Origin of the sequence: Veillonella sp. VA142, assembly GCF_003992135.1 — a bacterium.
Classification (GTDB): Bacteria; Bacillota; Negativicutes; order Veillonellales; family Veillonellaceae; genus F0422.
Map to the genome: position 1 here is coordinate 1 of NZ_RQVN01000013.1, position 24,895 is coordinate 24,895.

Sequence of the window (24,895 nt, forward strand, 5' to 3'; positions counted from 1 at the left end):
GTATATGTCTATTTTATTGCAAAAAAAGAATGTTGGCGACTACTCTTATATGAGTAGCCCCAACATTTATTATAGAGCCTAAAAATGAGGAATTGCAATGCTAGTAGAAGAAGCTTGTTTTTATCTGATAAGGAATTTGAGGGTTTGGTTCATAGTATAAATAAGTATATTTTATGTTCGAATAAAGTATGATATGATATAAATAAAAGTTTTAATCTTCTAAGATGCAGAATAAGATTTTTATATACTTTTTCTGCCATCAATTGAATTAGTTTCTTATTGGAGCATACTTATAAATAGGGAGAGACCAGTGTGTATAGTAAGATAATAAAACGATTAATGCGGTCACTGTACTTTTTTGCATTGTGGATATGTTTATGTACGGTGTTGGGGTGTGGCTTTTCAGATAAAAGTAGTGCTGAAACAGACGGCAGATCAGAGGGTACTTCATATCATCTAGAGCAAAATAGAATGTCAATGGAGGAAGCTAGGAATAAATTAAGTGCTATTGAAAAAGATATACAGTTGTTTCCATATGAATCCATATATGTGGGATATCATAATGAGTCCATTGTGAAACAATCCAAACCTGTTCGTGCAGCTAGTATGATTAAAGTATATATATTAGGATATCTATTTGAAGAAATAGAAGCAGGCCATATTGATCTAGGTGAAACTATAGAATTAGAAGAATCCGATAAAGTTGGTGGTGCTGGGATATTATCTGGTTACGCTGTCGGTACAAAATTGACTGTTGATGAATTAGCAAAGTTAATGATTACGGTTAGCGATAACTCTGCAACCAACATACTAATACATCGTCTTGGAATGGGGTCAATCAACCAATACGTCTTAAAAAATGGATTTATAGATACGAAATTACAACGTTATATGATGGATTTAGAAGCTATACGGCAAGGCCGTGAAAATTATACATCGGCTAAAGATTTGGGGAACTGGTTTATGAATTTATTAGAAGGAAAAGGAATGTCAAACTCTTCTAGAGAGAAAATGTTGATGTACTTGTTGGGCCAAACAGATACTGAAACATTTAATGAGGCGTTATCCAATCGGCTTATTGCACATAAAACAGGAGAGCTTGCTGGAGTGTATCATGATGGTGGTATTATCTTTCAGAGCCAAGACTATAAAAAGGGGGAGGCCTATATACTTATAACACTCAGTGATTCTTACGAACTAAGAGAATCGGAAGTGTATCATTTTAAGAATATAGCTAAATATATAGATAGTAGGATATTTGAACGATAAATTTGTATTACTATGTGTGAAAATAGTAGGTGCATCATATGTTAATAATGTTGACATTATATTAAGGAGGAACTATGAAAGTTTGTGGATCATGTCAAGCAACAAATAAAGATACTTCTAAATTTTGTAATTCTTGTGGGACTATCCTAGAGAATACTTGTGAAAAGTGTGGTGAAAGTGTACCATCAACATCACAGTTTTGCCATAATTGTGGTACGGCAATCTCAAATAATCAGAGAGTTAACAATGCTAGTCAAATAATAGAGGGACCTCAAATTATGACAGACTTAAGTGCGCAACAATTAGGGGATTCTAGCGATGTTAAAAATAAAGATGAGTTTCATAAAATATTAAAAGTAGTTGGCCTAGTCTATGCACTCGTAATTGTAGGAATTGTGGGATGGTATTTTTTATCTGATGATATAGAATACTCTGGTTCTAAAATGTCACCAGAAATCACTGCCAATGAGGCAAAGGTTACAGAGAATAATGGACAGGATAAAGCTGTTGAGGCACAGAAAAAACAAGCAAAAAATGCAAAAGAAGCGCAACAAGCAGCAGTCAATCGATTGATGGAGTTTGAATCTGTACTGAAATCTATGGCAGATGATATTAATGCTGGCTCTATTACTCCAGGTATGGCAACTGGTTCATTTAGAACGAATAAAGTTCAACAAATAACAATAGATAATGAAACGTTAAATAAGTTAGATAACGCGAGCCGCACAGGGATTCAAGATATGAATAATCTTCAAAAAGAACGAATGAATGCTATGTTTGACGGATTACGAGGAAATACAAGCCGCTATGCAGATGGTGGTAAGATGTATGATTTGTTCTACTCTAAATTAAACCAATATAAATCTACTTATGGATTGCAATAGGAGGTAAACAGATGAATGTGATAAAGATGATAACTACGGCTACATTGGGAGTATGTTTGTTATTAGTATCTGGTTGCTTTAAAGCAGAACTTGGAACGACTATACGACCAGATGGTTCTATTCATGAACGTATTGAGATGGGAGTAGATCCTGCATTGGCTAATATGTCTCCTAAATTAAGAAAAACATTTGACTCAGAGCGTAAAGAATTTGCTGAAAGTGGATATACTATTAAGGATACAGGAAATAATGGATTTATAGCTGAAAAGGACACTCCTAATATCAAAGTTCTTGTTGAATCTGGAGCAAAATTATTTAATCCTGAAGAAGCTGATAAAGGTGTAAAATATCGTAAAGGATTTTTTTATGATGCTTATAGTTTTGATTTAGTATTACCTAAAGATGAGACTAATAGTAATAGTCAACAATCTAACGAGATGGGAGATAAAATTTTAAGCTCTTCACAAGTACATTACTCATTAAATTTACCTGAACCGCCTATTCGGACAAATTCTCAGGATATATCCAACGAAAATAAAACTTTGCGGTGGAATTTAATTGAGAATGTTATGCATGGAACGCCAATACCTATCCAAGCTGATTTCCTAATCCATCATGAAAAAAACATTAAGTTAGTTCAATACTTAGGAATAGCATTTTCAGTTGGAGCATTGGGCTTATTAGGTATCGGTATATATCGTCGTCAAATTGATGGGAAGCCTTTTCTTATTGCTGGTGGAATTGCATGTGTAGCTATCGCTATTGCAGGTGCAGCCTTATATAATGATTATACACATCCACCAGTATTAACAGATGCGGACCGAATTGTATCAACTAGTTCAAAATAAATATAGTGAAGGCTAGCAGAACTCGGGTTTTGCTGGCTTTTTTATTTATAATCTCCTTAAAGTATGTTACAATTAATAAAATATGGAATTCTTTATAAGGAGAGGTTCGATGAAATTATTTTCTTCATTAGGAAGAGATTTAGGAATAGATATTGGTACCTTTCACACGCACATTTTTGTGGAAGGTCGAGGGGTGGTTGTATCGGAACCATCTATAGTGGCAACGGATGCAAAACAAGAGAATATCGTTACTATTGGAGAAGATGCGCAGCGCTTGTTGTTGCGCAATCCGGAAACATTAGCACCTATGAGTCCTCTTAAAGAGGGCTTTATTGTGGATTATCGCATTGTGTTGTCCATGTTGAAATATTTTATGAACAAAGCGTCCAAGGCGGTTCGTAGATCCCGCGTCGTTATGGCAGTGCCTTGTGGCATAACCGATGTAGAGCGAAGAGCGATGACGGATGCCATCATTCAGGCAGGGGCTCGGGAAGCACATTTATTAGAAAGTCCAGTAGCAGCAGCGATTGGTGCAGGGCTTCCTATTTTTGAGGCTCGAGGCAGTATGGCTGTCGATATCGGTGGTAGTACTACGGATGTTGCTATTGTATCGATGGGTGGTAAAGTGGCAAGTACAACATCACGGATTGGTGGTAATGAATTAAACGAAGCCATTTACCATTATATACGTAGCGAATTTTCTATCATGGTGTCCGATGAAACGGTAGAAAATATTAAACAAACGTTGGGGTGTGCTGCTGCTCCCTCTATTGAAGGGGAATACACCATCGTAGGTCGTCACTCTGAAACAGGACTCACTAAACGTTGTATGATTCGTAAAAGCGAAGTCTATGGAATTTTGCGACAACCGATTGCAGATATGGTAGCGGTTATACGCAGTATTTTGGAGAAAACACCACCTGAATTAGTGGCAGATATTATGGAAAGTGGCATGCTTCTTACTGGAGGTACATCCTTGCTTGAAGGGTTAGACTGCCATATCCAAGAGGAACTAGGCATTCCTGTACGCATTGCAGATACGCCAGGCGATACGGTGGCACTTGGTTTAGGAAGAGCTGCTGCGGATGTACAACGTTTAGAGCGTTTATTAGTGGCTAGTAAATTACGAAAGGGGCGATCTTAATGCAGCAATCTGAACGCAAATGGTTGACTATGATCGTAATCCTTTGTGCCATATTAGGTATTTTTGGATATATGTGGAAACAAAGAACACAAGTGCCAGTGGTGACGGTGACCTTAGAGAACTTAATGGCACCTTTCACTTACGGAGCTAGTCGTTTCTTGTCTGGTATACATACAGGAATATCCGTGATAGATAATGGTATTTTGCGCGTGAAAGACATGTCAGACTTAGAGGTCCGCAATGCTGAGTTAGAACAAAAGCAAGTGGCTTATAATGAATTGGTAGCAGAAAATATTCGATTACGTCAATTGCTGAAATTTCATGGAGAACAACCTCAATTTGCGTTGTTAGCAGCGTCTGTGGTGACGCGTGATAGAGGTGCCTGGACAGATACTTTTACTATTAGCAGAGGCAGTGCAGATGGTGTAGCGACGAATATGGCAGTCATTGCTCCGCGCGGCGTCGTAGGTTTTGTATCTGATGTGTACGAACACTCTGCACGGGTGCAAAGCATATTAGATCCACGGTCAGCAACGGGGGTTATCGTCCAACGCCCTGAGTCTAGAATTGCATCCATTTTGAAAGGCAATGGAAATCGTCCAATGGAACCACAAATGGTGAATATCGCTCTAAATGGTGACGTTCTGAAAGGGGATACCATCGTAACGTCAGGATTTGGTGGCATTTATCCGAAAGGGTTATTATTGGGACATGTGAAAGACATTGTGACCGATGAAGAAGGGTTTGTGAAACATGCTATCATCGACCCTACAGTGGACTTTCAAAGTTTAGAAGAAGTATTCGTGATTGTGTCATCATCTATTGCACGACCAGAAGCGCCAAAATTAGAGCCAAAATTGATTCCTCGTACACAGCGAGATCAAGTAGAAGGGGCTAAAGGGACGGTGCAACAATGAAGCGATGTGCATGGATATTGATGTTACTAGGCGTTGTTATTACTCAATCTTTAGTGGTGCCTAGATGGTTTCCCTATTCTTGGGCACCGCATCTATTACTAGATATTGCGTTGGTAGTGACCGTACTGAAAGGTCGATCTCATGGTATGATGCTAGCCGTTGTAGGCGGTATTGTGCAAGACGTGATGATTGGCAATTATTTTGGATTACATGTGGTATCCTATGCGATAGTAAGCTATATGTTAGGTGCCATGCAAGGCTCTGTGTATGAAGAACAATGGTATGCTAGTGCTGGGTGGACAGGCTTAGGTGTAGCCTTAGTTATGGTGTTACAAATTGGTTTGTTATGGATTGTACAAGAGCCTATAATAATGACTACGTATATTTGGAATCATGGGATTCCCTCTATAGGGATTGATGCCTTAGTAGGGATTGTGGTGCATAAATTGGTATGGCGCTGGGAAGAAAAAGATGAATACATGTGGTAGAAAGGAGAGACTATGTTAAAAGCATTATATAAAAAGAAAAAAACGACACGCTTTGATGTATTGCTAACCATAGTCGTCATCGTTTTTGCTATTTTGTTAGGACGTGTGTTTTATCTACAAGCCATTGAAGGTGATTATTACCGTGGGAAAGCGGAGGGGAATCGACTCCGGATGCTCTCTATGACGGCTACACGGGGATTAATGTATGATCGAAATGGTCAAATTGTGGTCGGTTCACGACCTGCCTATATGGTGTCTATGTTGCCTACTGGAAAGCAGGCGGATCCAAAAGAGCTAGAGCAATTAGCGTCCTATTTACAAATTCCTGTGAAAATATTGGCAGAAAAAATAGAGGCTCATAAGGGTGGTTATGAACCAATCCGATTAGCCAGTGACGTAACCTTAGACAAGGTGACAAAAATTGAAGAACATCGGCATGAATTACCTGGTATTACTGTAGATGTAGAGCCACTTCGCTATTATCCTCATGATACGATGGCATCCCAATTATTGGGCTATGTAGGGGAAGTCAGTGAAGATGAGCTAGCGGAAGCGAAACAAGCAGAGATAGATGGAACACATATGGGTGGTACCATTGGCCCTGGTACGATTTTAGGACGTTCTGGGCTAGAAAAAATGTACGATTCTGTGTTGCGCGGTGTAGATGGTGGCCGTCAAGTAGAGGTGGATGCCAGTGGACGTCCTGTGGAAGAAGTGGGGCGTAAGCATACCATACCAGGTCGGAATATACATTTAACCATTGACTTGAACCTACAAAAAGTGGCTGAAAAAGCTGTGTATGACCAATTAGCAGCGCTTAGAAAACAAGGTATTCCTGCGAAGGGAGCTGCCGTAGTGGCCCTAGATCCTAATACAGGGGCGGTACTCGCCATGGTGAGTGCACCAGGGTTCAATCCGAATTGGTTTGCCAAAGGGATTACTACGGAACAATGGAATCAGCTGAATACAGATGCCAATCATCCTTTTGAAAATAAAGTAGTCACTGGTGAGTATCCGCCAGGGTCTCCTTTCAAAATTATTACGGGTGCAGCTGCCTTAGAATTGAAAAAGGTAACTCCTAATGAAATGATTTATGACAGTGGTAAACACTGGTTAATTGACAAACGAAATGCGGAGGGGGAAGCCTTAGGCTGGCTCGATTTCAATAAAGCATTGGCGAAGTCAGATAATGTATATTTCTATGAAATGGGAAATCGATTAGGTATTGATAATATCGATAAATATGCTAAAGTATTTGGCCTTGGTGAGAAGACGGGCATCAAGCTATATGATGAAGGCAGTGGTAATATTGCTAGCCCTGAATACAAGCGAAAAGTATTCGATCAAGATTGGTACTTAGGAGAAACCTTTGATGCCGCGATTGGACAGTCTTTCACATTGGTGACTCCCATACAAATGGCGGTGGTTATGTCGGAAATTGCCAATGGAGGGATTCGTTACCAACCGTATGTAGTGAGTCGTATCGACAATGCAGACGGAACGCCGGAAGAGATTTTTGGACCTAAAAAATTAGGGGTCTTGCAAGTATCGAAAGCAGTGATGGATATTGTTCGTAATGGTCTTAGAGACGTAACCTTGGAAGGTGGTACGGCAGGGGAAATTTTTAAAGGCTTGTCCTTAGCCGTAGCCGGTAAAACGGGGACAGCGGAAAATGCTACTGGCCGTGACCATGGTTGGTTCGTTGCCTATGCGCCGTACGACAAGCCTCGTATAGTTGTGGTAGCGCTAGTGGAACAAGGTGGATTTGGTGCTGTATCAGCAGGAGCTATTGTACGCCCTATTTTAGAAGAATACTTTCACATTCCTAAACCAGTCGTAGTTCCTACGAATGATAAGAAAGAAGATGCTAAAAAAGAGGCGAACTCTGAAAAAGAACAAAAGGTAGACTAGGAGTATACTATGTGGCAGAGAATTATACATGAATGGGATTGGATTTTGGTGCTATCCACCATCAGCCTGATTATCATTGGTTGTGTTGTTATTGGCAGTGCTACCCATGTCAATCGAGAAGGATTGCAAATTACAGGATTAGTATCGAAACAATTGCTATTCTTTGGATTAAATATCGTTGCCATTGTAGGTCTGCAATGGCTAGATTACGAGCGCTTGCGTCCCTATGCAAAGTGGATTTATGGCGCTACTATCGTTATGCTCTTGGCAGTTATGGTGGTAGGTACATCGGCACTAGGTGCGCAACGATGGATTCAGATTGGGCCTATTACGATTCAACCATCAGAATTTACGAAGTTGATGATGATTATTAGCTTGGCAAATATGCTGGAAAGTCGAGTAGGAAAGTTAAATACTTTTAAAGAGTTATTGCCAGTATTCTTATTTTTGGGAATCCCTGCCTTGTTGGTATTTAAGCAACCAGATTTGGGAACCTCCTTGGTGTATGTAGCTATATTAGCAGGCATGCTCTTTGTGAGCGGTATTCGTATGCGGTTAGTACAAATTATGGTTGGCACTATGGTAGCACTGTTGCCGTTAAGCTGGTTTGTATTACAAGAGTATCAAAAACAACGGATTATGGTGTTTTTGAATCCTAATGTAGACCCCTTTGGCGCAGGATATCATATTATCCAATCTAAAATTGCCATTGGTTCTGGTTTATTATTTGGTAAAGGGCTCTTTGAAGGAACCCAAAGTCAGTTGAACTTTTTACCGGAAAACCATACGGACTTTATTTTTTCCGTAGTAGGGGAAGAATTAGGTCTTCTAGGTTGTTTTGTGGTCTTAGGATTACTATTGGTAGTTGTGTATCGTAGTTTTCTAATTGCGAAACGATCGGTAGATCCCTTTGGCAGGTTAATTGCCACAGGCATTGGCTCCATGCTGTTATTTGAAGTGTTAGTCAATGTAGGTATGACCACTGGTATTATGCCTGTAACGGGTATTCCATTGCCTTTCATCAGTTACGGTGTAAGTGCGTTAACAACGAATCTATTGAGTATAGGTTTATTATTAAATATAGTGATGCGCCAGAAAAAGCGCATGTTTTAAGTAGTAAAAAAGAGGCTAGTGCCTCTTGGAGGTTGTATGATTCAATTAGATCCATCATGGTTACAACATGTGGAAAAGCCTGCCCGTTATATGGGAGGAGAATGGAATAGTGTTGCTAAGAATCATTCGGAAGTGGATGTGACGATGGCCTTTGCGTTTCCAGATGTGTATGAAGTGAGTATGAGCCATTTAGGCATCAAAATATTATATGGTATAGTCAATGAACGTCCAGATGCGGCGGCAGAGCGTGTATTTGCTCCTTGGCATGATATGGAAGCGGAAATGCGTAATCGAGAGATTCCTTTATTTTCTTTAGAAACGAAAACACCGATTCGTGACTTTGATTTATTGGCATTTACATTGCAATATGAAATGTGCTATACAAACATCATTAATATGTTAGATTTGGCTGGTATTCCTTTTTATGGAAAGGATCGAGACTTGTCATTCCCTCTATTAATCGGTGGGGGGCCTTGCGTATACAATATGGAGCCTATTGCAGATTTCTTTGATGTTGTATCCATTGGCGAATCAGAAGATTGGATTAACGAATTTATTGATTTATATAAAGCTGAGAAAGAAAAAGGATTCCCTGGAGGGAAAGAGGCTTTTCTAAGGAAAGCTGCCCAGATTGAAGGCACCTATATTCCTAGTTTGTATGAACCACAGTATTCAGAATCTGGGGATTTTATAGGAATGAAAGTATTGGCTGAGGAAGCCCCTGCTATAGTAAAAAAGCGGATTGTAGAAGATATGGAGGCTGCTTTCTACCCTACGAAACCTGTGGTGCCATACTTAGATATTGTTCATGACAGAGCGGTACTGGAATTATTTAGAGGGTGTTTGCGAGGCTGTCGTTTCTGCCAAGCAGGTATGTTATATCGACCGGTTCGAGAACGAACTCCAGAAAAACTCGTACAATTGGCCAAAGAGATTATTGCCAATACGGGATATAATGAAATCTCCTTGATGTCTCTAAGTTCTGCGGATTATTCTAAATTGCCAGAATTAGTAGATATGTTGATGGAAGAATTTAAAGATAAACAAGTGAGCGTTAGTTTGCCATCATTACGTATTGATGCATTCTCTATCGATATTGCAAAAAAGGTACAACAAGTGCGTAAAAGTGGCTTAACCTTTGCTCCAGAAGCGGGTTCTCAAAGAATGCGTGATGTTATCAACAAAGGCGTTAGTGAAGAAGACTTGATGGCTGCCTGTGAAAATGCTTTCAAATCTGGCTGGAATACAGTAAAGCTCTATTTCATGATGGGCTTGCCGACAGAAACGGATGAAGACGTAGCAGGTATTGCTGGCTTAGCCTATAAAGTGCTTGATTTACACCGAGAGATTACTGGCAAACGCAATGGTAAGGTGACAGTAAGTTGCTCCTTTTTTGTGCCAAAATCGCATTCTCCATACCAATGGTATGGACAACAAGATGTGGAAGAAATTCATCGTAAGCAAAAGTATTTGAAATCTTTAATTAACAATAGAAATATTTCCTATCACTACCATGATGGCTACACAGGGTATTTAGAAGCTGTCTTTGCTCGTGGTGACAGACGCTTAGCGGCATCCGTTGTAGAAGCCTGGAAATTAGGCTGTAAATTTGATGGATGGACAGAGTTTTTCAATTATGAAGCATGGATGCAGGCTTTCCAAAATACCAATATTGATCCAGAATACTATGCGCGACGGAATCGTGATTTTTCAGAAGCCTTACCATGGGATCATCTTGACGATACGGTAAGTAAAGAGTTTTTACGCCGCGAATGGGACCGTGCGGTGGATGGCACATTGACTTGGGATTGCCGTCGTAAACCATGTAATGGTTGTAATGCGTGTCCAGAGTTGGGCACACCGATTATTGATTATAAGGAGGGTGGACGTGTTGAGAAAGTTACGTTTGGCCTTACGTAAGGGAGAAGAACTTCGCTTTTTATCCCATTTAGATTATGCTTCTGCTATTGAGCGCATGATTCGTCGCAGTGGTATTAAAATGGCTTATTCTGAGGGTTTTAACCCGCATATGAAAATTAGCTTTTCCTCTGCCCTGGCGCTGGGAATTACGGCAAGCGCTGAATATTGTGATATGGATATTCTAGAAGAAGGAACATTAGAAGAGTTAATGAACCGACTTTCAGAAGCAGCACCAAAAGGGTTGGAAGTGCTCGAAGGTCGATTCATGCCAGATACAGTGAAAAAAATGATGGCCATCTGTAACTATGCGGTCTACGAAGTTAAGGGCCCTGTTACAGAAGAGGCAGATTGGGTATCTTTGTTGGAGCCTTTCAACAGTGCAGAAGAAGTGTTGTATGAAAAAGTAACGCCGAAGAAAACAAGAACCATTGATGTGAAACATTTCATTAAGGAACCATTGGTGGCCATAGTGGACAATAGAATGGTAACGATTCGCATGGACATCGGCGTATACCCAGAAGGGACTATGAAGCCTGGGGATATGTGGAAATTAGGCAAAGAACAATACGGCTGGCCTGTAACAGACAGTTATTCTATTCACCGTGAAGCGATTCTGATTGAAACGGATGGGGCTTGTATTACGCCACTAGAAGTGGAATAAGGAGAGATTATGAATCGATTATATGCCAATGTGATGAAAGAGGAAACTCGTCTCGCTATTGTGGATGAGGCAGGGACTTTACAACAGATTATATATGAACGACCACAGCTGTCGAACCGCGTACATCATATGTATAAAGGGGTTGTGAAAAATGTCCTGCCTGGCATGAGTGCAGCCTTCCTTGATATTGGCATTGGTCAAAACGTGTATTTAAACCTACAAAAACAAGGAAAGCAGAAAAAAGTCCATGTAGGGGAAGTATTGCTCGTGCAAATTGTGAAGGACGCTATGCTTGGTAAAAGTGCACGTGTCACTACAGATGTCAGTTTAGCTGGTCACTACATGGTCTTATTGCCTCAAGATCAGCAGATTCATATTTCTAAAAAAATTACAGATCCAGAATTGCGTCAATCTTTGAAAGATATGGCACAACCATATTTAGAGCGGGGTGTAGGATTTATTTTGCGCACCGCAGCTATGGGGGCTAGCCAAGAAGAAATTGCCAGGGATATGGCCTATTTACATCAGACGTGGGAGCATTTACAAAAGCGATATAAGGTGGCCCAAAACGGTACTGAAATCTATGGAGATGCGAACCTATGGTATCGTATTATCCGTGACTATGTAGGACCTACAGTAGGTTCTATTATGGTGGATGAAGCAGCAGCGTATGAAGAGTTGCAGCAACTCTTAGGGGCAGGACGCTTTGGTAAGCCTGTAGAAGTGAGTTTGTGGAATCAGAAGGAAGATATTTTTAAAACACATGGTATTGAAGAACAAATAGATGCCCTCTTAAATCATCGAATTGATTTACCATCTGGTGGTTCTTTACAAATCGACCAAACAGAAGCTCTTACTGTTATCGATGTTAATTCTGCTCATTACAGTGGTAAGAATGAACAAGTGGGGCAGGTGGCGAAGCGTGTTAACCAAGAAGCGGCTCATATGATTGCTCGCCAATTACGATTGCGAAATCTAGGAGGAATCATCATCTGCGATTTCATCGATATGCCTAAACAGGATATGGAAGAACTTGTACAGTTGATGCATCATCTTGTTAAAAAGGATCCCATCAAAACTGTGGTATGTGGTATTACATCCTTAGGTTTGTTGGAATTGACACGGAAACGAGAACGCCAAAGTATTCCATCTATCCTCTTTGACACTTGTTCCAGCTGTGGTGGCACTGGGCATGTACTAAAAGGAGAAACGGTGTATTTGCAAATCTTGCGACGTCTGAGGGAATTGTATCGCTTTGGTCGATTAAAAACGGATGTATCCATTGTGGTGCATCCAGATGTGGGGCAATTCTTTACAAAACAAGTATTAGAATCTTTGCGTACAGAATTACAAAGAATTATACAGATTGAAAATGATGCCACAATGGGACTAGAAGCCTATTCCCTATTAGCCTTAGGTGATGTATAATAATAAAAAAAGTACTAAAAATAATTACAGTTCTCGATTTGAAATGTAATGTTTTAGGAAAAAGTGCTTGGGCGTGCCAAGCACTTTTATTGTTATTTACAGGAGGGACTTGTGTCATACCTTGAAATATTTATTTTATCAGTAGGCCTTGCCATGGATGCCTTTGCAGTTTCTATTTGTAAATCATCGCAGATGAAAGATGATTCTAAGATGAAAAAGATAACACTGGCATTCTTATTTGGTGCTTTTCAGTGTTTGATGCCTATCATAGGGGCAGTTGTAGGAGCTCAGTTTTCAGAGAACTTTGATGAGTGGGACCACTGGGTGATCTTCATTACATTAGGCTATTTGGGCATCAATATGATTCGTGCCTCGCTCAGTGATGAGGAAGAGGATACAGCTTCCGTCGATTGGAAAGAGATGTTGGCATTATCCATTGCTACTAGTATCGATGCTTTGGCCGTAGGGGTTACCATTGCACTCTTGCATGTGGATGTGTATTTTACATCACTTACCATAGGCGTGATCACTTTTTTGGTATGCCTTGTGGGAATATTTAGTGGATATCATATGATAAAAGCTTTCCGTGAAAGAGCAGAAATGGCTGGGGGCGCTATATTGATACTCATTGGAGTGAAAATATTACTACAGCATTTGGGGTATCTACCTTGCTAAATCGTCTCTTGCTGTGCTATGTAGCCTGTGGCATTTTAACTGAATGGTGTAAAGGGAAGATCACGGTATACCCCCTCTCAAACGGTATTTCATAATGTTTGTTCGGGGGCACACCGTGCTCTTCTTGCATTTTTGTGATTTAGGTGATAAAAATGCCACAAGGCTACTACGCACAACTGCGTTCCTCACGGAAGGGATCGCACTCTTCTTGAGGGTATGCAAATTAGCTAGTAAGGGTTGCTACAAGGCTACTACGCGCAACGGCGTTCCTCACGGAGGCAAGGTTATATTTGAGGCGATAATTGATAAAAAGTGCTTGACGGAATGTATTTAGTGATTTATAATAGTTAGGTATTCACTTGGAGAGGTGTCCGAGCGGCTTAAGGAGCATGATTGGAAATCATGTGTGCGGTGATACCGTACCGAGGGTTCAAATCCCTCTCTCTCCGCCAAGGTTTAAAAGCGTTTATGCGTTGCATAGACGCTTTTATTATATCCGTTGTATTTTTTGGGCAAGATAGTATATAATCAACTCAACAAATATTATAGTCCCCATTATAGGGTAAACAAAAAAGGATGGATGCGAATGTCCTTTTTGCTTTCTATTTTCTGTTCTTAAAGAACTCGGTCGATATCTATGAAATAACATAGATTATGGCACCTCAAATATTTTTTGCCTTTATCTTACCCCTCATAAGCAGTCACAAAGCAATTCTTGTATTTTGTGGCAAGATGGTATATAATTGTGGCATAAGGTGTAAAACTCCTCATCATGAGGGTAACAAAAAAGGACGGGTGCGAGCCGTCCTTTTTGTCTTTCTATTTTCTGTTTTTGAAGATCTCAATCAATATGTGAGAAATAACATAAATCATGATACCTTGAAGTACAGGGGCTAGAAAGTTGCCTACTTGTGTGTAAAACTCCTCAAACATGAAAGTCACCTCCTTTCATGATGAAACGAGGACAAATAAAGTATACCACATTTTATACTTGAATGTATGCGAATATTCGCCGTTATTGTGTGTTTATCATAGCCTAGGTATAAACTATAGGGCGACTATGGAAAAGCCCCGTACAGGTGAAATAAGAGGGCTGTTTTTTGTATTGGTAGTGTGATTTTGTCGATGTGATCCATAAAAATAGAAAAACAAAACTAAAAGCCGTACAGCTGATAGCCTTGTTTATGAGGTGATTATATATAGTAGTTTTTGCCCCCTATCTTGCCCCCTGTAGAGGGTGGAAACTGGAAAAGCTAGGAGATAAGCGGTTTTATAGGGTGTATTCCTAATCCTCCGCCAAGGTTTAAAGGCGTTTATGCGTTGCATAGACGCTTTTATTATGTCCGTTGTATTCTGGGAAAAGATAGTATATAATTGTGGCATAAAGATTTAGTTCCCTTTTTTATAGGGTTACACAAAAAAGGACGGTTGCACCCGTCCTTTTTGCGTTATAAAATATCTAGTATCTTACGCAAAAGAATGGTACAATAATTCCGTATGAGGAGGCGTTATATGGATTTTTTATGGTTATTATTTGACGTCATCGGAACGATAGCTTTTGCCATATCGGGAGCTCTTTTGGGGATTCAACGGCGTATGGATATTTTTGGTATACTGATTTTAGCACTGGTCACTGCTATTGGTGGTGGGATTGTACGAGATATTATGGTAGGCCGTATACCGCCAACCTCCTTGCAGACAGGGTTATATATGTCCATCACTTTGATTACCGTAGGAATTGTATTCATTATGTATCGTTATGGTTGGAATCGTTATATTGAAGGTAAGAGTGCGACGAAAGTATATCTTACTGCAGATGCCTTAGGATTAGCATCTTTTACGGTAACAGGAGCTGCGATTGGAATTACCGTAGATTCAAGCAATTTGGTGCTGACGATTGTGCTCGGAGTGATTACTGCTGTTGGAGGTGGTATTTTCCGAGATATTTTAGCACACCGCACGCCGAGTGTATTGAAAGAAGAAGTATATGCGTTGCCAGCCTTATTAGGAGGAATCGCCTACTTTGTAGTGTATGGTATGGGACATCAGATTGTGGCGTCCTATGTAACTTTCCTCATCGTTTTTATCATTCGCATGGTAGCCATTGAGTATCATTGGAATCTACCACGCATTGATAGGATTCATCGATAATCATATTATTTGATAGTATATATGCAGACTAGACTTTCAGTAATATTAAAAGTTTATAAAATACATGCTTGTTACATGTAAAAAAGATGATAAAAGATTATATAATGAATTATATAAAAGATATTTTTGGATGGTATACGAGTTGGGGTGAATGAATACGCATGATTCTCAATTATCCATGCAATACAAATATATTTAGAATATAGAGATATTTTTTGTAAAAGTACTTATACGTAGAAAATAGGATTAACTAAGAAGATAATTAGCGATTATGCTATGTAATAGGAGAGATATTGAATATGAGTAAACAATTATGGTGTCGTAAGTTTGCTGTGATGGCTACAGCTATTGCTACAGCGATACTGAGTCATACAAGTACAGCGGAAGCTACGACTGTGCTGTATGTACCACAAGATGATCGTCCTGTGAGCTTGGCCTATACGGTGGCCACGGCGCAAGATGCAGGGTATACGGTGTTAACACCACCACAATACTATATTTCTGGGCGAAACTTTCAAGGAAATGCAGATGCTATGTGGAAATGGGTGGACGAGAACGCTAGCAAAGCAGATGTGCTTGTTTTAAGCACGGATTCTTTAATTTATGGTGGACTGGTAGATTCTAGAAAGCATAATTTAGAATTGCATACTTTGGAATATCGTGTGCGCCATATCGAGGACTTGCATCAAAAATATCCTAATGTACCAATCTATGCCTTTGGTACGGTGATGCGATCTCCACGTGCTAGTGGAGGTGGTGTTGAGCCGGCCTATTATGATCAATATGGACCGACGATTTTCCGTATTGCCGCCTTACAAGATAAATTAGACAGTCAGAAATTGACGGTAGACGAACAAAAAGAATTGTTTATGTTGCAAGCTACAGTGCCAGTGGAATTTTTACAAGATTGGTTCCACCGTCGTCAAAAAAATATGGAAATCAACCGCCGGCTAATTGATATTACGAAAAAAGGTGTTTTCAAATATTTCGCCTTAGGTCATGATGATACTAGTAGCTTATCCCAATCAGCTATGGAAGGTCGTTATTTACAAAAATATAGTAAAGGACTTTCCCCTACGCAATATGGAAGTTTCCCAGGGGCCGACCAATTAGGTCTATTATTGATTGCTCGTGACCATGTGGACCGCAATCACTTAACACCTACGTTCGAGGTCATCTATCCATTGGGTGGCGGTGGTGAAACAGTGCCACATTATGAGGATCAAAAGGTAGAAAAAACGATTGCCGAACATGTAGTCGCTGTAGGTGGTACGATGCAGACCAAAGGGAAACCATCAGTGTTACTAGCAGTGAATACTCCACTAGGTATGGTCACAGGTGAGTCAGAAGCCTTTGAAAACTTCCCAATGATTTCTAGAAGTACTAATGAATTTTTAGATCATATTCAAGCATCCATGAATCAAGGAGTGCCTGTTAGTATTGCAGATATTGCTTATTCAAATGGTTCGGATAATACATTGGTGTATGGATTGTACCAACGAGATTTACTGTATAAAGTAAGTGCTTATAATGGTTGGAATACGGCAAGTAATACTATTGGTTACGCCATAGCACAAGGTATTTTAGGTGTGCACATGGATGCTCAAAGTCATCGCAATATGTTAACACAACAATACTTGGATAACTGGGCGTATCAAGCGAATATTCGTAAAGATGTGTATCGTATGCAAGATTCCATTCGCACAGATAATGTAAAATATACAGGTACATTAAATGAAGCTTTAGAAAGCTATTTAGGTGAGCGAGTACAAGATTTTGCAGCGACCTATTTAAAATTGGATCCACGCACGGTATCAGCTAGATTCCCATGGGGACGATTGTTTGAAACAGATATTACCGTGTATCGTGAACCAGTTGCTCCTTTACAAAAAGAATTGCGTTTACAACGTGAAGCGGCAGAACGGGCAAGACTAGAAGCAGAAGCTAAAGCAAAGGCAGAAGCAGCGGTAAAAGCTGAAAAAGCAGAGGCAGAAGCTGCAAAAGCGAAACAAGCTCAATAATGTCATGTCATACAAGGAGAGAGGGGCGTAGCCCCTCTTTTTTGGAGGAATTATGAGAAAGCCAGCTATACCGGCTATCACCTATATGCGAGGGCTTTGTATGTTAGGTGTTATCGGTATTCATGTAGGATCCTATGCGTTGGCAAATCCTACGATTAACATACATCTATTAGGATTATTAGAAATTGTATCACGATTTACAGTGCCAGCCTTTTTCTTTCTATCTGCCTTCGGATTGTTTTATCACACATCGGTAGAGGACACATTTTCCTATGCTGATTTTTTGCGTCGCCGTATACAGGTGGTGCTCTATCCATACATTGTGTGGACTATCCTATATACAGCTTATAACGCGGTATTAGCCCATAACGCATGGGGCCTGATGCCACATGTACTAGGGTTGACTCTACTTTTTGGAAATGGTATGTATCACCTGTATTTTTTAGTTATACTTCTTTGGTTTTATGCTTTGATGCCACTTTGGCGATGGGCTTCGCGGTCTATACTGAAAGCACCTATTCTTAGTATGTCAGTCTTGTTTTTGGTGCAGATGGCAGTGAATTATTGGTCCTCTTATATGGCGGGGGCTGTACAGTTTTCTCAAGAATGGTTGCAGTATATCTTTAGCATGCGCCTCAATTATTTTGTAGGATTTTATATATGGATTTTCCTACTAGGCGGACTCCTTGCAGAACGATTTGATGCGATGCTAGAATGGATTGATGCCCATGGTTTTGGTATCACAGTGGGATTTATCCTGTCCTTAGTGGCGATGCTAGGATCCTATTACTATGTGATGGCAGAGTGGGGATATACTCGGTTAGAGGCTATCTATACAGTTCATCAATTGAGCCCTCAAGGGTTGGTATATACAGGGATGGGATGTATTTTTTTTGTATGGGCCTTTACTGTGTCATCTATGAGTGACATTGTGGAAACCTTTTGGACGGAACTGGGAAAATCGTCCTATGGTATTTATTTGGTTCATCCGTTTATGCTGCTTCTCATAGACAAAATATTGCAAATCTCTGGATTGGGGTATACAACTATGTCCGTAGTATTTATGTATGTGAGTGCGGTCATCTTATCATTTGGTGTAACCAAAGGATTAGAGCAGTTGCCGAAACAAGTGCGAGGACGTGTATTGGGAAAATAGATATAGAATTTTACACTTGTCTGTACTATAATGAAGGTAATACTTGATTCGTATGTATACTATGAGGTGTTATTATGAAAGAATTAACATATTTTAATGGCGAGATGGTAGAGTCTGGTGCCAAGGTGGTTAGTCTTGATGATAGAGGATATTGTTTTGGTGATGGTGTATACGAGGTAGTGCGTGTGTATAATAGTCGCGCTTTTGCCTTTTCCTATCATCAAGATCGATTGTATCGTTCTATGCGTGAAATGGATATTCCTGTGCGTATGCCTCCTGATGAGTTGCAAGAGTTGCATGAAATCATGATTGAACAAAGTGAAATTACTGATGGATATATTTATTTACAGATTACTCGAGGGGTAACACCACGTCATCATGCATTTGAGCGTTCTAAATTAGAACCGCAAATGTATATGTTTATTAAACCGATTACAACGGATTTAGGGGCCTTGCAAGAAGGTGTAAAAGCCATTACCTTGCCTGATGAACGGTGGGCTCGTGTAGACATCAAAACACTAAACTTAATTCCTAATATTTTGGCACAAACAAAAGCCGAGAAAAAAGGTGCGTATACTGCTATTTTAGTGCGTGATGGTATTGTTACGGAAGGGGCAACCTCTAATGTATTCGTTATGAAAGATGGTGTATGTTATACGCATCCAGCCAACCATCATATTCTAAAGGGTATCACTCGTCAGTTAGTGGTAACTCGTGTAGCACCAACAGCAGGGATTACGATTATTGAGCGTGAATTTGATGAAGCTTTCCTAAAAGATGCAGACGAAATCTTCTTTACTGATACCATTGGTGGTATTATTCCGATTACAACCTTAAATCGTGAACCTGTTGGTGATGGTAAACCAGGCAAAGCGGCAAAGGTATTAGCTGAACAATTACAACATTTAATGGAAGAAGGGTTAGCATAATGTCAGTCAAAACGATAACAGGCAGTGCTTTACTGTTAGCAATTGCATTGTTAAGCCAAGGATTTCTTCGCATGATTATTCCTATGCATGGATTAGTGCAATTTTTAGTGGGATCTATCGTAGGTGCTTGTACGGCGCTTGCTACATGGCGATATGGCTTGTGGAGTGGATTTCTAATAGCTTGTGTGACGCCAATTATGGCATTTATGCAAGGAATGTTGACGATTCCTTTGTTTGTACCTGTAGTAGCTATTGGTAGTATGTCCTATGCGATTATTGTAAAAGTATTAGGTATAAAACGTGTGTGGATGACTGCCATCACAGGAGCTATCGTAAAAAGTGTAGTTCTTTATGGATTGTTCTTAACATTATTCCAATTGATGCCAGGTATCCCGGAAGCCATGCAAAAAGGAGTATTATTTAGCATGGGGTGGCCACAGTTGGTGACAGGAACTTGTGGTATTTTCTTAGCGGCTTTCATCGTAAAACGTGGTGGCATTCGCATAGAAAAATAAGGATAACTACTGTGTGTCTAGCATGTAAAGAAGAATATTCTCGTATGTAGAGATTTAGTCGACCTACTTATCTAGGGAATAGAGAGGCTGTTATAAAGAGTGAGCACCTCTAAATATAAATATATAGATTTTGACTATAATAAACGATAGGTAAGCAGTATAGTGGGAATTATTGACACCTTGTCTATTCACATTGTACAATTTATGCATACCCAAGAGCTCTTAGGTAACTGAGAGCTCTTATTTTATTTAGTTTGAAAAGGAGAGGATTTCATGATAGAACTTAAACAGATTAAAAAAGTCTATGAAGGTGCTGTCCGCGTGGAAGCCTTGAAAGAAATTAATGTGAGTATACAAGAAGGTGAAATATTTGGTGTTATCGGTCAATCTGGTGCCGGTAAATCCACCTTAATTCGCTGTATCAATATGTTGGAACGCCCTACATCTGGGTCTGTCATTGTGGACGGTGTAGATTTAACAAAGCTGAATACAGCAGAATTACGTGAAGAACGCAAGCACATTGGCATGATTTTCCAACATTTTAATTTACTTTCATCCCGCACGGTGTACGATAATGTGGCATTTCCATTGGAGCTACAAGGATTGTCGAAAGAAGAAATTAGAGAACGAATTCTACCGATTTTGGACATTGTAAAATTGTCGGATCGGTTAGATAACTATCCATCTCAATTGTCCGGTGGTCAAAAACAACGTGTAGGGATTGCCCGCGCCTTAGCTAGCAATCCAAAAGTGTTATTATGTGATGAAGCTACGTCAGCTCTTGACCCACAAACAACAAAATCTATTTTGGCATTGTTAAAAGACATCAATCGTCGATTAAACTTGACCATTGTCTTGATTACTCATGAAATGAATGTTATTAAAGAGATTTGTGATCGTGTAGCTGTTATTGAAGGTGGTACGATTATTGAAGAAGGTCCTGTAGTCGATGTATTTACAGAACCAAAACAAGCTACCACGAAAGAATTTGTATCTGCCATCATCAGTCATGACTTGCCAGAAGATGCCGTTGCTCATTTAACATTGAATGAAACTTGGGTAGAAGGGGCTAATCCGATTGTACGATTGACTTTTAAAGGCAATGTAACAGATGAACCTGTAGTGGCAAGCATTATCCGTAAATTTGATACAGATGTTAGTATTTTGTTTGGCGGTGTAGATTACATTCAAGATATGAACTTTGGTCATCTGATTGTAGAATTAAAAGGGGAGCGCGCTAAATCAGAAGCGGCTATCGACTACTTACATAATTTACCAATTGGAAGCGAGGTGATCGGTTATGTCACAGCAAATCATTAATTTGTTGCTACAAGGTTTCTTAGAAACCGTACAAATGACGGTGATTTCCACTGTAGTAGCCGTTCTATTAGGGGTTCCATTGGGCGTAATTTTAGTCATTACTAGTCGTGGTCATATCATGCAAAATGAAGCGGTAAATAAAGTGCTAGGTGCTATCGTAAACGCTACCCGCTCTATTCCTTTCATCATTTTGATGGTAGCCATCATTCCATTTACTCGATTGGTGGCGGGTACATCCATTGGTACTACAGCAGCTTGTGTACCATTAACATTGGCAGCTATTCCATTTTTAGCGCGTTTAGTAGAAACAGCAATCAAAGAAGTGAATGGTGGCGTTATTGAGGCAGCTCAATCTATGGGAGCTACACCATTGCAAATCATTTGGAAAGTGTTGTTGCCAGAAGCGTTACCAACATTAATCGACAATGTTACCGTGTTAATCGTTAACTTGATTAGCTATTCTGCCATGGCAGGAGCTATCGGTGGTGGCGGTCTAGGGGATATTGCGATCCGTTATGGATACCAACGTTTCCAAGGAGATGTGATGTTAGCCACTATCATCATCTTAATTGTATTAGTACAAGTCATCCAAAGTGTGGGTGACTATTTATCCCGTAAAGTGAATAAAAAATAAAGGAGATACTCATGAAGCGTATTTTAGTAGGCTTATTAGCAATAGCGTCTTTGGTACTATTATTAGCAGGATGCGGTAAAGAAGAAGCGAAACCAGCAGCAGATGCTCCTATTAAAGTGGGTGTTACAGCTGGTCCACATGCAAAAGTTATGGAATTTGTGAAGCAAGAGGCAGCTAAGCAAGGTTTGAACATTGAAATTGTTGAATTTAGTGATTACATTCAACCAAACATTGCCTTAGATCAAAAGGAATTGAACGTAAACTCTTACCAACATCAACCATTTTTGGATAATATGGTAAAAGATAAAGGATTAAAACTTCAATCTATTGGTAAAACAATCTTGTTGCCAATGGGCATTTACTCTAATAAATACAAAGATTTAAAAGATGTACCTAACGGTGCAACTGTGGCAATTCCAAATGACCCAACCAATGGTGGACGTGCATTGTTATTATTGCAACAAGCTGGTTTAATTACATTGAAAGATGGCGGTACTGTTAAATCTTCCGTAGCAGATATTACAGGAAATCCTAAAAACCTAGAAATTCGTGAATTAGAAGCGGCACAAATCGCTCGTTCCTTGAATGATGTAGACGTAGCAGCAGTGAATACGAACTATGCAATCCCTGCAGGTTTGAACCCACAAAAAGATGCAGTTGTAGTGGAAAGTACTGATTCTCCATATGCCAATGTAATAGCAGTCCGTGCTGAAGATGTAAATAATGAAACATATAAAAAATTATTGTCTATTTACCAATCTGAACCAGTACGCAAATTCATTCAAGAAGAATTTAAAGGCTCCATTATCCCAGCGTTTTAATTAAATAGAATTAACAAAGAATTATAAAACAGAGGCTAGTTATTGAAGTATCATCAGCTAGCCTCTGTTTTTTTGTATTAGAATTATGAATTAATGATATATAGATGATATTTCCTATGGTATAATGGTAATGAAATAAAGTACATTCCAAATAAAATTAAGAAGGAGTAGAAGATTGAATCAAAAACTTAAGAATCCAATACATGACCAATTATTTAAGGCTATATTATCATTGGAAACACTAGAAGAATGTTATGAATTTTTTGAAGATATCTGTACCATAGGAGAATTAAAGTCGATTTCTCAACGGTTAGAAGTAGCGAAATTATTAAAAGCTGGTACAGGATATGATCAAATTGTGGAATTAACAGGGGCTAGTACAGCTACTATCAGCCGAGTTAAACGATGCTTAAACTATGGGGCTGATGGATATAATAAAATATTGTCTCGTATTGAAAGATAAGAATGTTGATGAAAGAGTAAGTGCATGTATATAAGAGAGGAGGGCTCAACCTATGGAAGGTGAATTACTCATTGGTATTATATTATTTTTTGCAGGAGCCCTAGCAGGATTTGTGGATTCTATTGTTGGTGGCGGCGGTTTAATTTCCTTACCTGCGTTGCTATTAACCAATATGCCTGTTGCCATGTGTATTGGGACTAATAAATTATCTAGTGTGTTTGGATCAGGCACGGCAATGATTAACTTTGCTAAAAATAAATTGGTCAATTGGGATGGGATTAAATGGATTCTTCCCTTTACCTTACTTGTGTCTATGGTGGGAGCGTATATAGCGGTCTATGTACCATCTACATTTTTGAAGCCAGCTATTATTGTGTTATTATTAGTTGTATTTATTGTGGTACTTACAAAGAAAGATTGGGGTGCTATTTCCCAAGTAGAGCCTAAGCGTGGCTGGAAACTAGTTGCCTATATGTTCGTAGCTATCTTAATTGGTTTATATGATGGATTTTTTGGGCCTGGAACAGGAGTATTTTTGATTTTTTACTTTCTTTTCATGGGCTATGACTTTTTGGGTGCCTCTGGCAATGCAAAAGTACTCAATACAGTCAGCAACTTTGGATCTTTGATGATGTTTATCTATATGGATCAAGTTCATTATGGATATGGACTGGCAGTGGCAGCGGGGCAAATTATTGGAGCTACTACAGGGTCTAAGCTAGCGATGGTAAAAGGAACGGGATTAGTACGCTTTGTGTTCATTGTTATGTCTCTGACCATGCTGATAAAATTAACCTATGATTATTTACTTTCACAGGGCATTATATAATAGGAGTAACTATGCAAAAGTTTAGCGATAACCAGGTGGCATTGATTAGTGGTGGCACATCAGGTATAGGCTTTGCTACAGCAGAATTGTTGCTAAAGCAAGGCTGGTGCGTAGTCATCAATGGTCGCAATGAATGGGATGGACAAGAGGCTGTGGTGAAATTGCGCCGTATTTCCTCGAAAGTGCGATTTGTACAAGGTGATGTGAGTAAGGTTATGAATTGTCGTCGTATTGTAGAAGATACAGTGCGTTTATTTGGCAATTTGAATGCTTTGGTAACGGCAGCAGGCTATTATGAAGAGCGATTGTTAGAGAATGTGGACGAGCAAAACTTTGATGAAATGTTCGGAACGAATGTGAAAGGCACTGTCTTTTTATGCCAAGCTGCAGCGCCGTATTTGAAACAAGTTCATGGTAGCATCGTGACCATCTCAAGTGATGCGGGTTTACAAGGTAATGTGGCATGCACCGTGTACGGAGCATCCAAGGGGGCTGTGGTGAGTTTTACGAAATCACTGTCCTTAGAAATGGCTCCTCATCGAGTTCGCGTTAATTGTGTATGCCCCGGTGATGTAGATACATCATTAGTGGCGAAACAATTAGCTAATGAACCATCTGGTGATGTTGTGAAAGCCAAGGAAGAAATGGCACTTCACTATCCATTAGGGCGTATCGCTCAACCACGAGAAGTAGGGGAAGTTATCGCTTTTTTAATCAGCGAGAAGGCATCATTTGTGACCGGAGCAGCATGGACTGTAGATGGTGGATTAACAAGTTGGTAATTCATGGCGAAATTTG

23 protein-coding genes and 1 tRNA gene are annotated in these 24,895 nt (G+C 39.6%); all 24 read left to right on the forward strand.

The genetic code is table 11. From position 1 onward, the window contains the following. Positions 1-312: 312 nt before the first annotated feature. On the forward strand, positions 313-1,269 hold the full coding sequence (locus tag EO117_RS06080) for a serine hydrolase (protein WP_126939591.1): 957 nt from the start codon (positions 313-315) through the stop codon (positions 1,267-1,269). A gap of 74 nt (positions 1,270-1,343) precedes the next feature. Continuing rightward, positions 1,344-2,153, forward strand: a complete 810-nt coding sequence (locus EO117_RS06085) for a zinc ribbon domain-containing protein (RefSeq protein WP_126939592.1) — start codon at positions 1,344-1,346, stop codon at positions 2,151-2,153. Between the two features lie 11 nt (positions 2,154-2,164). Further along, positions 2,165-3,001 carry a hypothetical protein gene (locus EO117_RS06090; RefSeq protein WP_126939593.1) on the forward strand — a complete coding sequence of 279 codons (837 nt, stop codon included), beginning with the start codon at positions 2,165-2,167 and terminating at the stop codon, positions 2,999-3,001. 109 nt (positions 3,002-3,110) lie between these two features. Continuing rightward, entirely contained in the window at positions 3,111-4,145 is a 1,035-nt protein-coding gene (locus EO117_RS06095) for a rod shape-determining protein (RefSeq protein ID WP_126939594.1), read from the forward strand. Continuing rightward, a complete protein-coding gene (mreC, locus tag EO117_RS06100) occupies positions 4,145-5,062 on the forward strand; it encodes a rod shape-determining protein MreC (RefSeq protein WP_126939595.1) in 918 nt (305 codons plus the stop codon). The genes EO117_RS06095 and mreC overlap by 1 nt, the downstream gene beginning before the upstream one ends. Next, on the forward strand, positions 5,059-5,550 hold the full coding sequence (gene mreD / locus EO117_RS06105; RefSeq protein ID WP_126939596.1) for a rod shape-determining protein MreD: 492 nt from the start codon (positions 5,059-5,061) through the stop codon (positions 5,548-5,550). Before mreC ends, mreD begins: the two co-directional genes overlap by 4 nt. A gap of 12 nt (positions 5,551-5,562) precedes the next feature. Next, complete coding sequence (gene mrdA, locus EO117_RS06110) at positions 5,563-7,461, forward strand: penicillin-binding protein 2 (RefSeq protein WP_126939597.1); 1,899 nt, start codon at positions 5,563-5,565, stop codon at positions 7,459-7,461. A gap of 9 nt (positions 7,462-7,470) precedes the next feature. Beyond that, a complete protein-coding gene (rodA, locus tag EO117_RS06115; protein WP_126939598.1) occupies positions 7,471-8,574 on the forward strand; it encodes a rod shape-determining protein RodA in 1,104 nt (367 codons plus the stop codon). A gap of 36 nt (positions 8,575-8,610) precedes the next feature. Continuing rightward, the gene (locus EO117_RS06120) at positions 8,611-10,494 is read left to right on the forward strand and encodes a TIGR03960 family B12-binding radical SAM protein (protein ID WP_126939599.1); all 1,884 of its coding nucleotides are present in this window, start codon (positions 8,611-8,613) and stop codon (positions 10,492-10,494) included. Next, a complete protein-coding gene (locus EO117_RS06125; RefSeq protein WP_126939635.1) occupies positions 10,466-11,155 on the forward strand; it encodes a TIGR03936 family radical SAM-associated protein in 690 nt (229 codons plus the stop codon). The genes EO117_RS06120 and EO117_RS06125 overlap by 29 nt, the downstream gene beginning before the upstream one ends. Before the next feature lie 9 nt (positions 11,156-11,164). Next, positions 11,165-12,583 carry an Rne/Rng family ribonuclease gene (locus EO117_RS06130; RefSeq protein ID WP_126939600.1) on the forward strand — a complete coding sequence of 473 codons (1,419 nt, stop codon included), beginning with the start codon at positions 11,165-11,167 and terminating at the stop codon, positions 12,581-12,583. 111 nt (positions 12,584-12,694) lie between these two features. Then, entirely contained in the window at positions 12,695-13,258 is a 564-nt protein-coding gene (locus EO117_RS06135) for a manganese efflux pump MntP family protein (RefSeq protein ID WP_126939601.1), read from the forward strand. Between the two features lie 361 nt (positions 13,259-13,619). Then, positions 13,620-13,710, forward strand: a tRNA-Ser gene (locus tag EO117_RS06140). 1,060 nt (positions 13,711-14,770) lie between these two features. Further along, a complete protein-coding gene (locus EO117_RS06145; RefSeq protein ID WP_126939602.1) occupies positions 14,771-15,409 on the forward strand; it encodes a trimeric intracellular cation channel family protein in 639 nt (212 codons plus the stop codon). A gap of 299 nt (positions 15,410-15,708) precedes the next feature. After that, on the forward strand, positions 15,709-17,430 hold the full coding sequence (locus EO117_RS06150; protein WP_126939603.1) for a DUF4127 family protein: 1,722 nt from the start codon (positions 15,709-15,711) through the stop codon (positions 17,428-17,430). A gap of 52 nt (positions 17,431-17,482) precedes the next feature. Next, on the forward strand, positions 17,483-18,586 hold the full coding sequence (locus EO117_RS06155) for an acyltransferase (protein ID WP_126939604.1): 1,104 nt from the start codon (positions 17,483-17,485) through the stop codon (positions 18,584-18,586). A gap of 74 nt (positions 18,587-18,660) precedes the next feature. After that, a complete protein-coding gene (dat, locus tag EO117_RS06160; protein WP_126939605.1) occupies positions 18,661-19,515 on the forward strand; it encodes a D-amino-acid transaminase in 855 nt (284 codons plus the stop codon). Next, positions 19,515-20,030 (forward strand): ECF transporter S component, encoded by a 516-nt coding sequence (locus tag EO117_RS06165; RefSeq protein ID WP_126939606.1) that lies wholly within the window; start codon positions 19,515-19,517, stop codon positions 20,028-20,030. Before dat ends, EO117_RS06165 begins: the two co-directional genes overlap by 1 nt. 273 nt (positions 20,031-20,303) lie before the next feature. Beyond that, entirely contained in the window at positions 20,304-21,350 is a 1,047-nt protein-coding gene (locus tag EO117_RS06170) for a methionine ABC transporter ATP-binding protein (RefSeq protein ID WP_126939607.1), read from the forward strand. After that, complete coding sequence (locus tag EO117_RS06175) at positions 21,331-21,984, forward strand: methionine ABC transporter permease (protein ID WP_126939608.1); 654 nt, start codon at positions 21,331-21,333, stop codon at positions 21,982-21,984. Before EO117_RS06170 ends, EO117_RS06175 begins: the two co-directional genes overlap by 20 nt. 11 nt (positions 21,985-21,995) lie before the next feature. Beyond that, on the forward strand, positions 21,996-22,805 hold the full coding sequence (locus EO117_RS06180; RefSeq protein ID WP_126939609.1) for a MetQ/NlpA family ABC transporter substrate-binding protein: 810 nt from the start codon (positions 21,996-21,998) through the stop codon (positions 22,803-22,805). Positions 22,806-22,980: 175 nt separating this feature from the next. Then, complete coding sequence (locus tag EO117_RS06185) at positions 22,981-23,268, forward strand: YerC/YecD family TrpR-related protein (protein ID WP_126939610.1); 288 nt, start codon at positions 22,981-22,983, stop codon at positions 23,266-23,268. A gap of 52 nt (positions 23,269-23,320) precedes the next feature. Then, positions 23,321-24,097, forward strand: coding sequence for a TSUP family transporter (locus EO117_RS06190; RefSeq protein ID WP_126939611.1), 777 nt, complete (start codon positions 23,321-23,323; stop codon positions 24,095-24,097). Positions 24,098-24,108: 11 nt separating this feature from the next. After that, the gene (locus EO117_RS06195) at positions 24,109-24,879 is read left to right on the forward strand and encodes an SDR family NAD(P)-dependent oxidoreductase (RefSeq protein WP_126939612.1); all 771 of its coding nucleotides are present in this window, start codon (positions 24,109-24,111) and stop codon (positions 24,877-24,879) included. Positions 24,880-24,895: the final 16 nt, after the last annotated feature.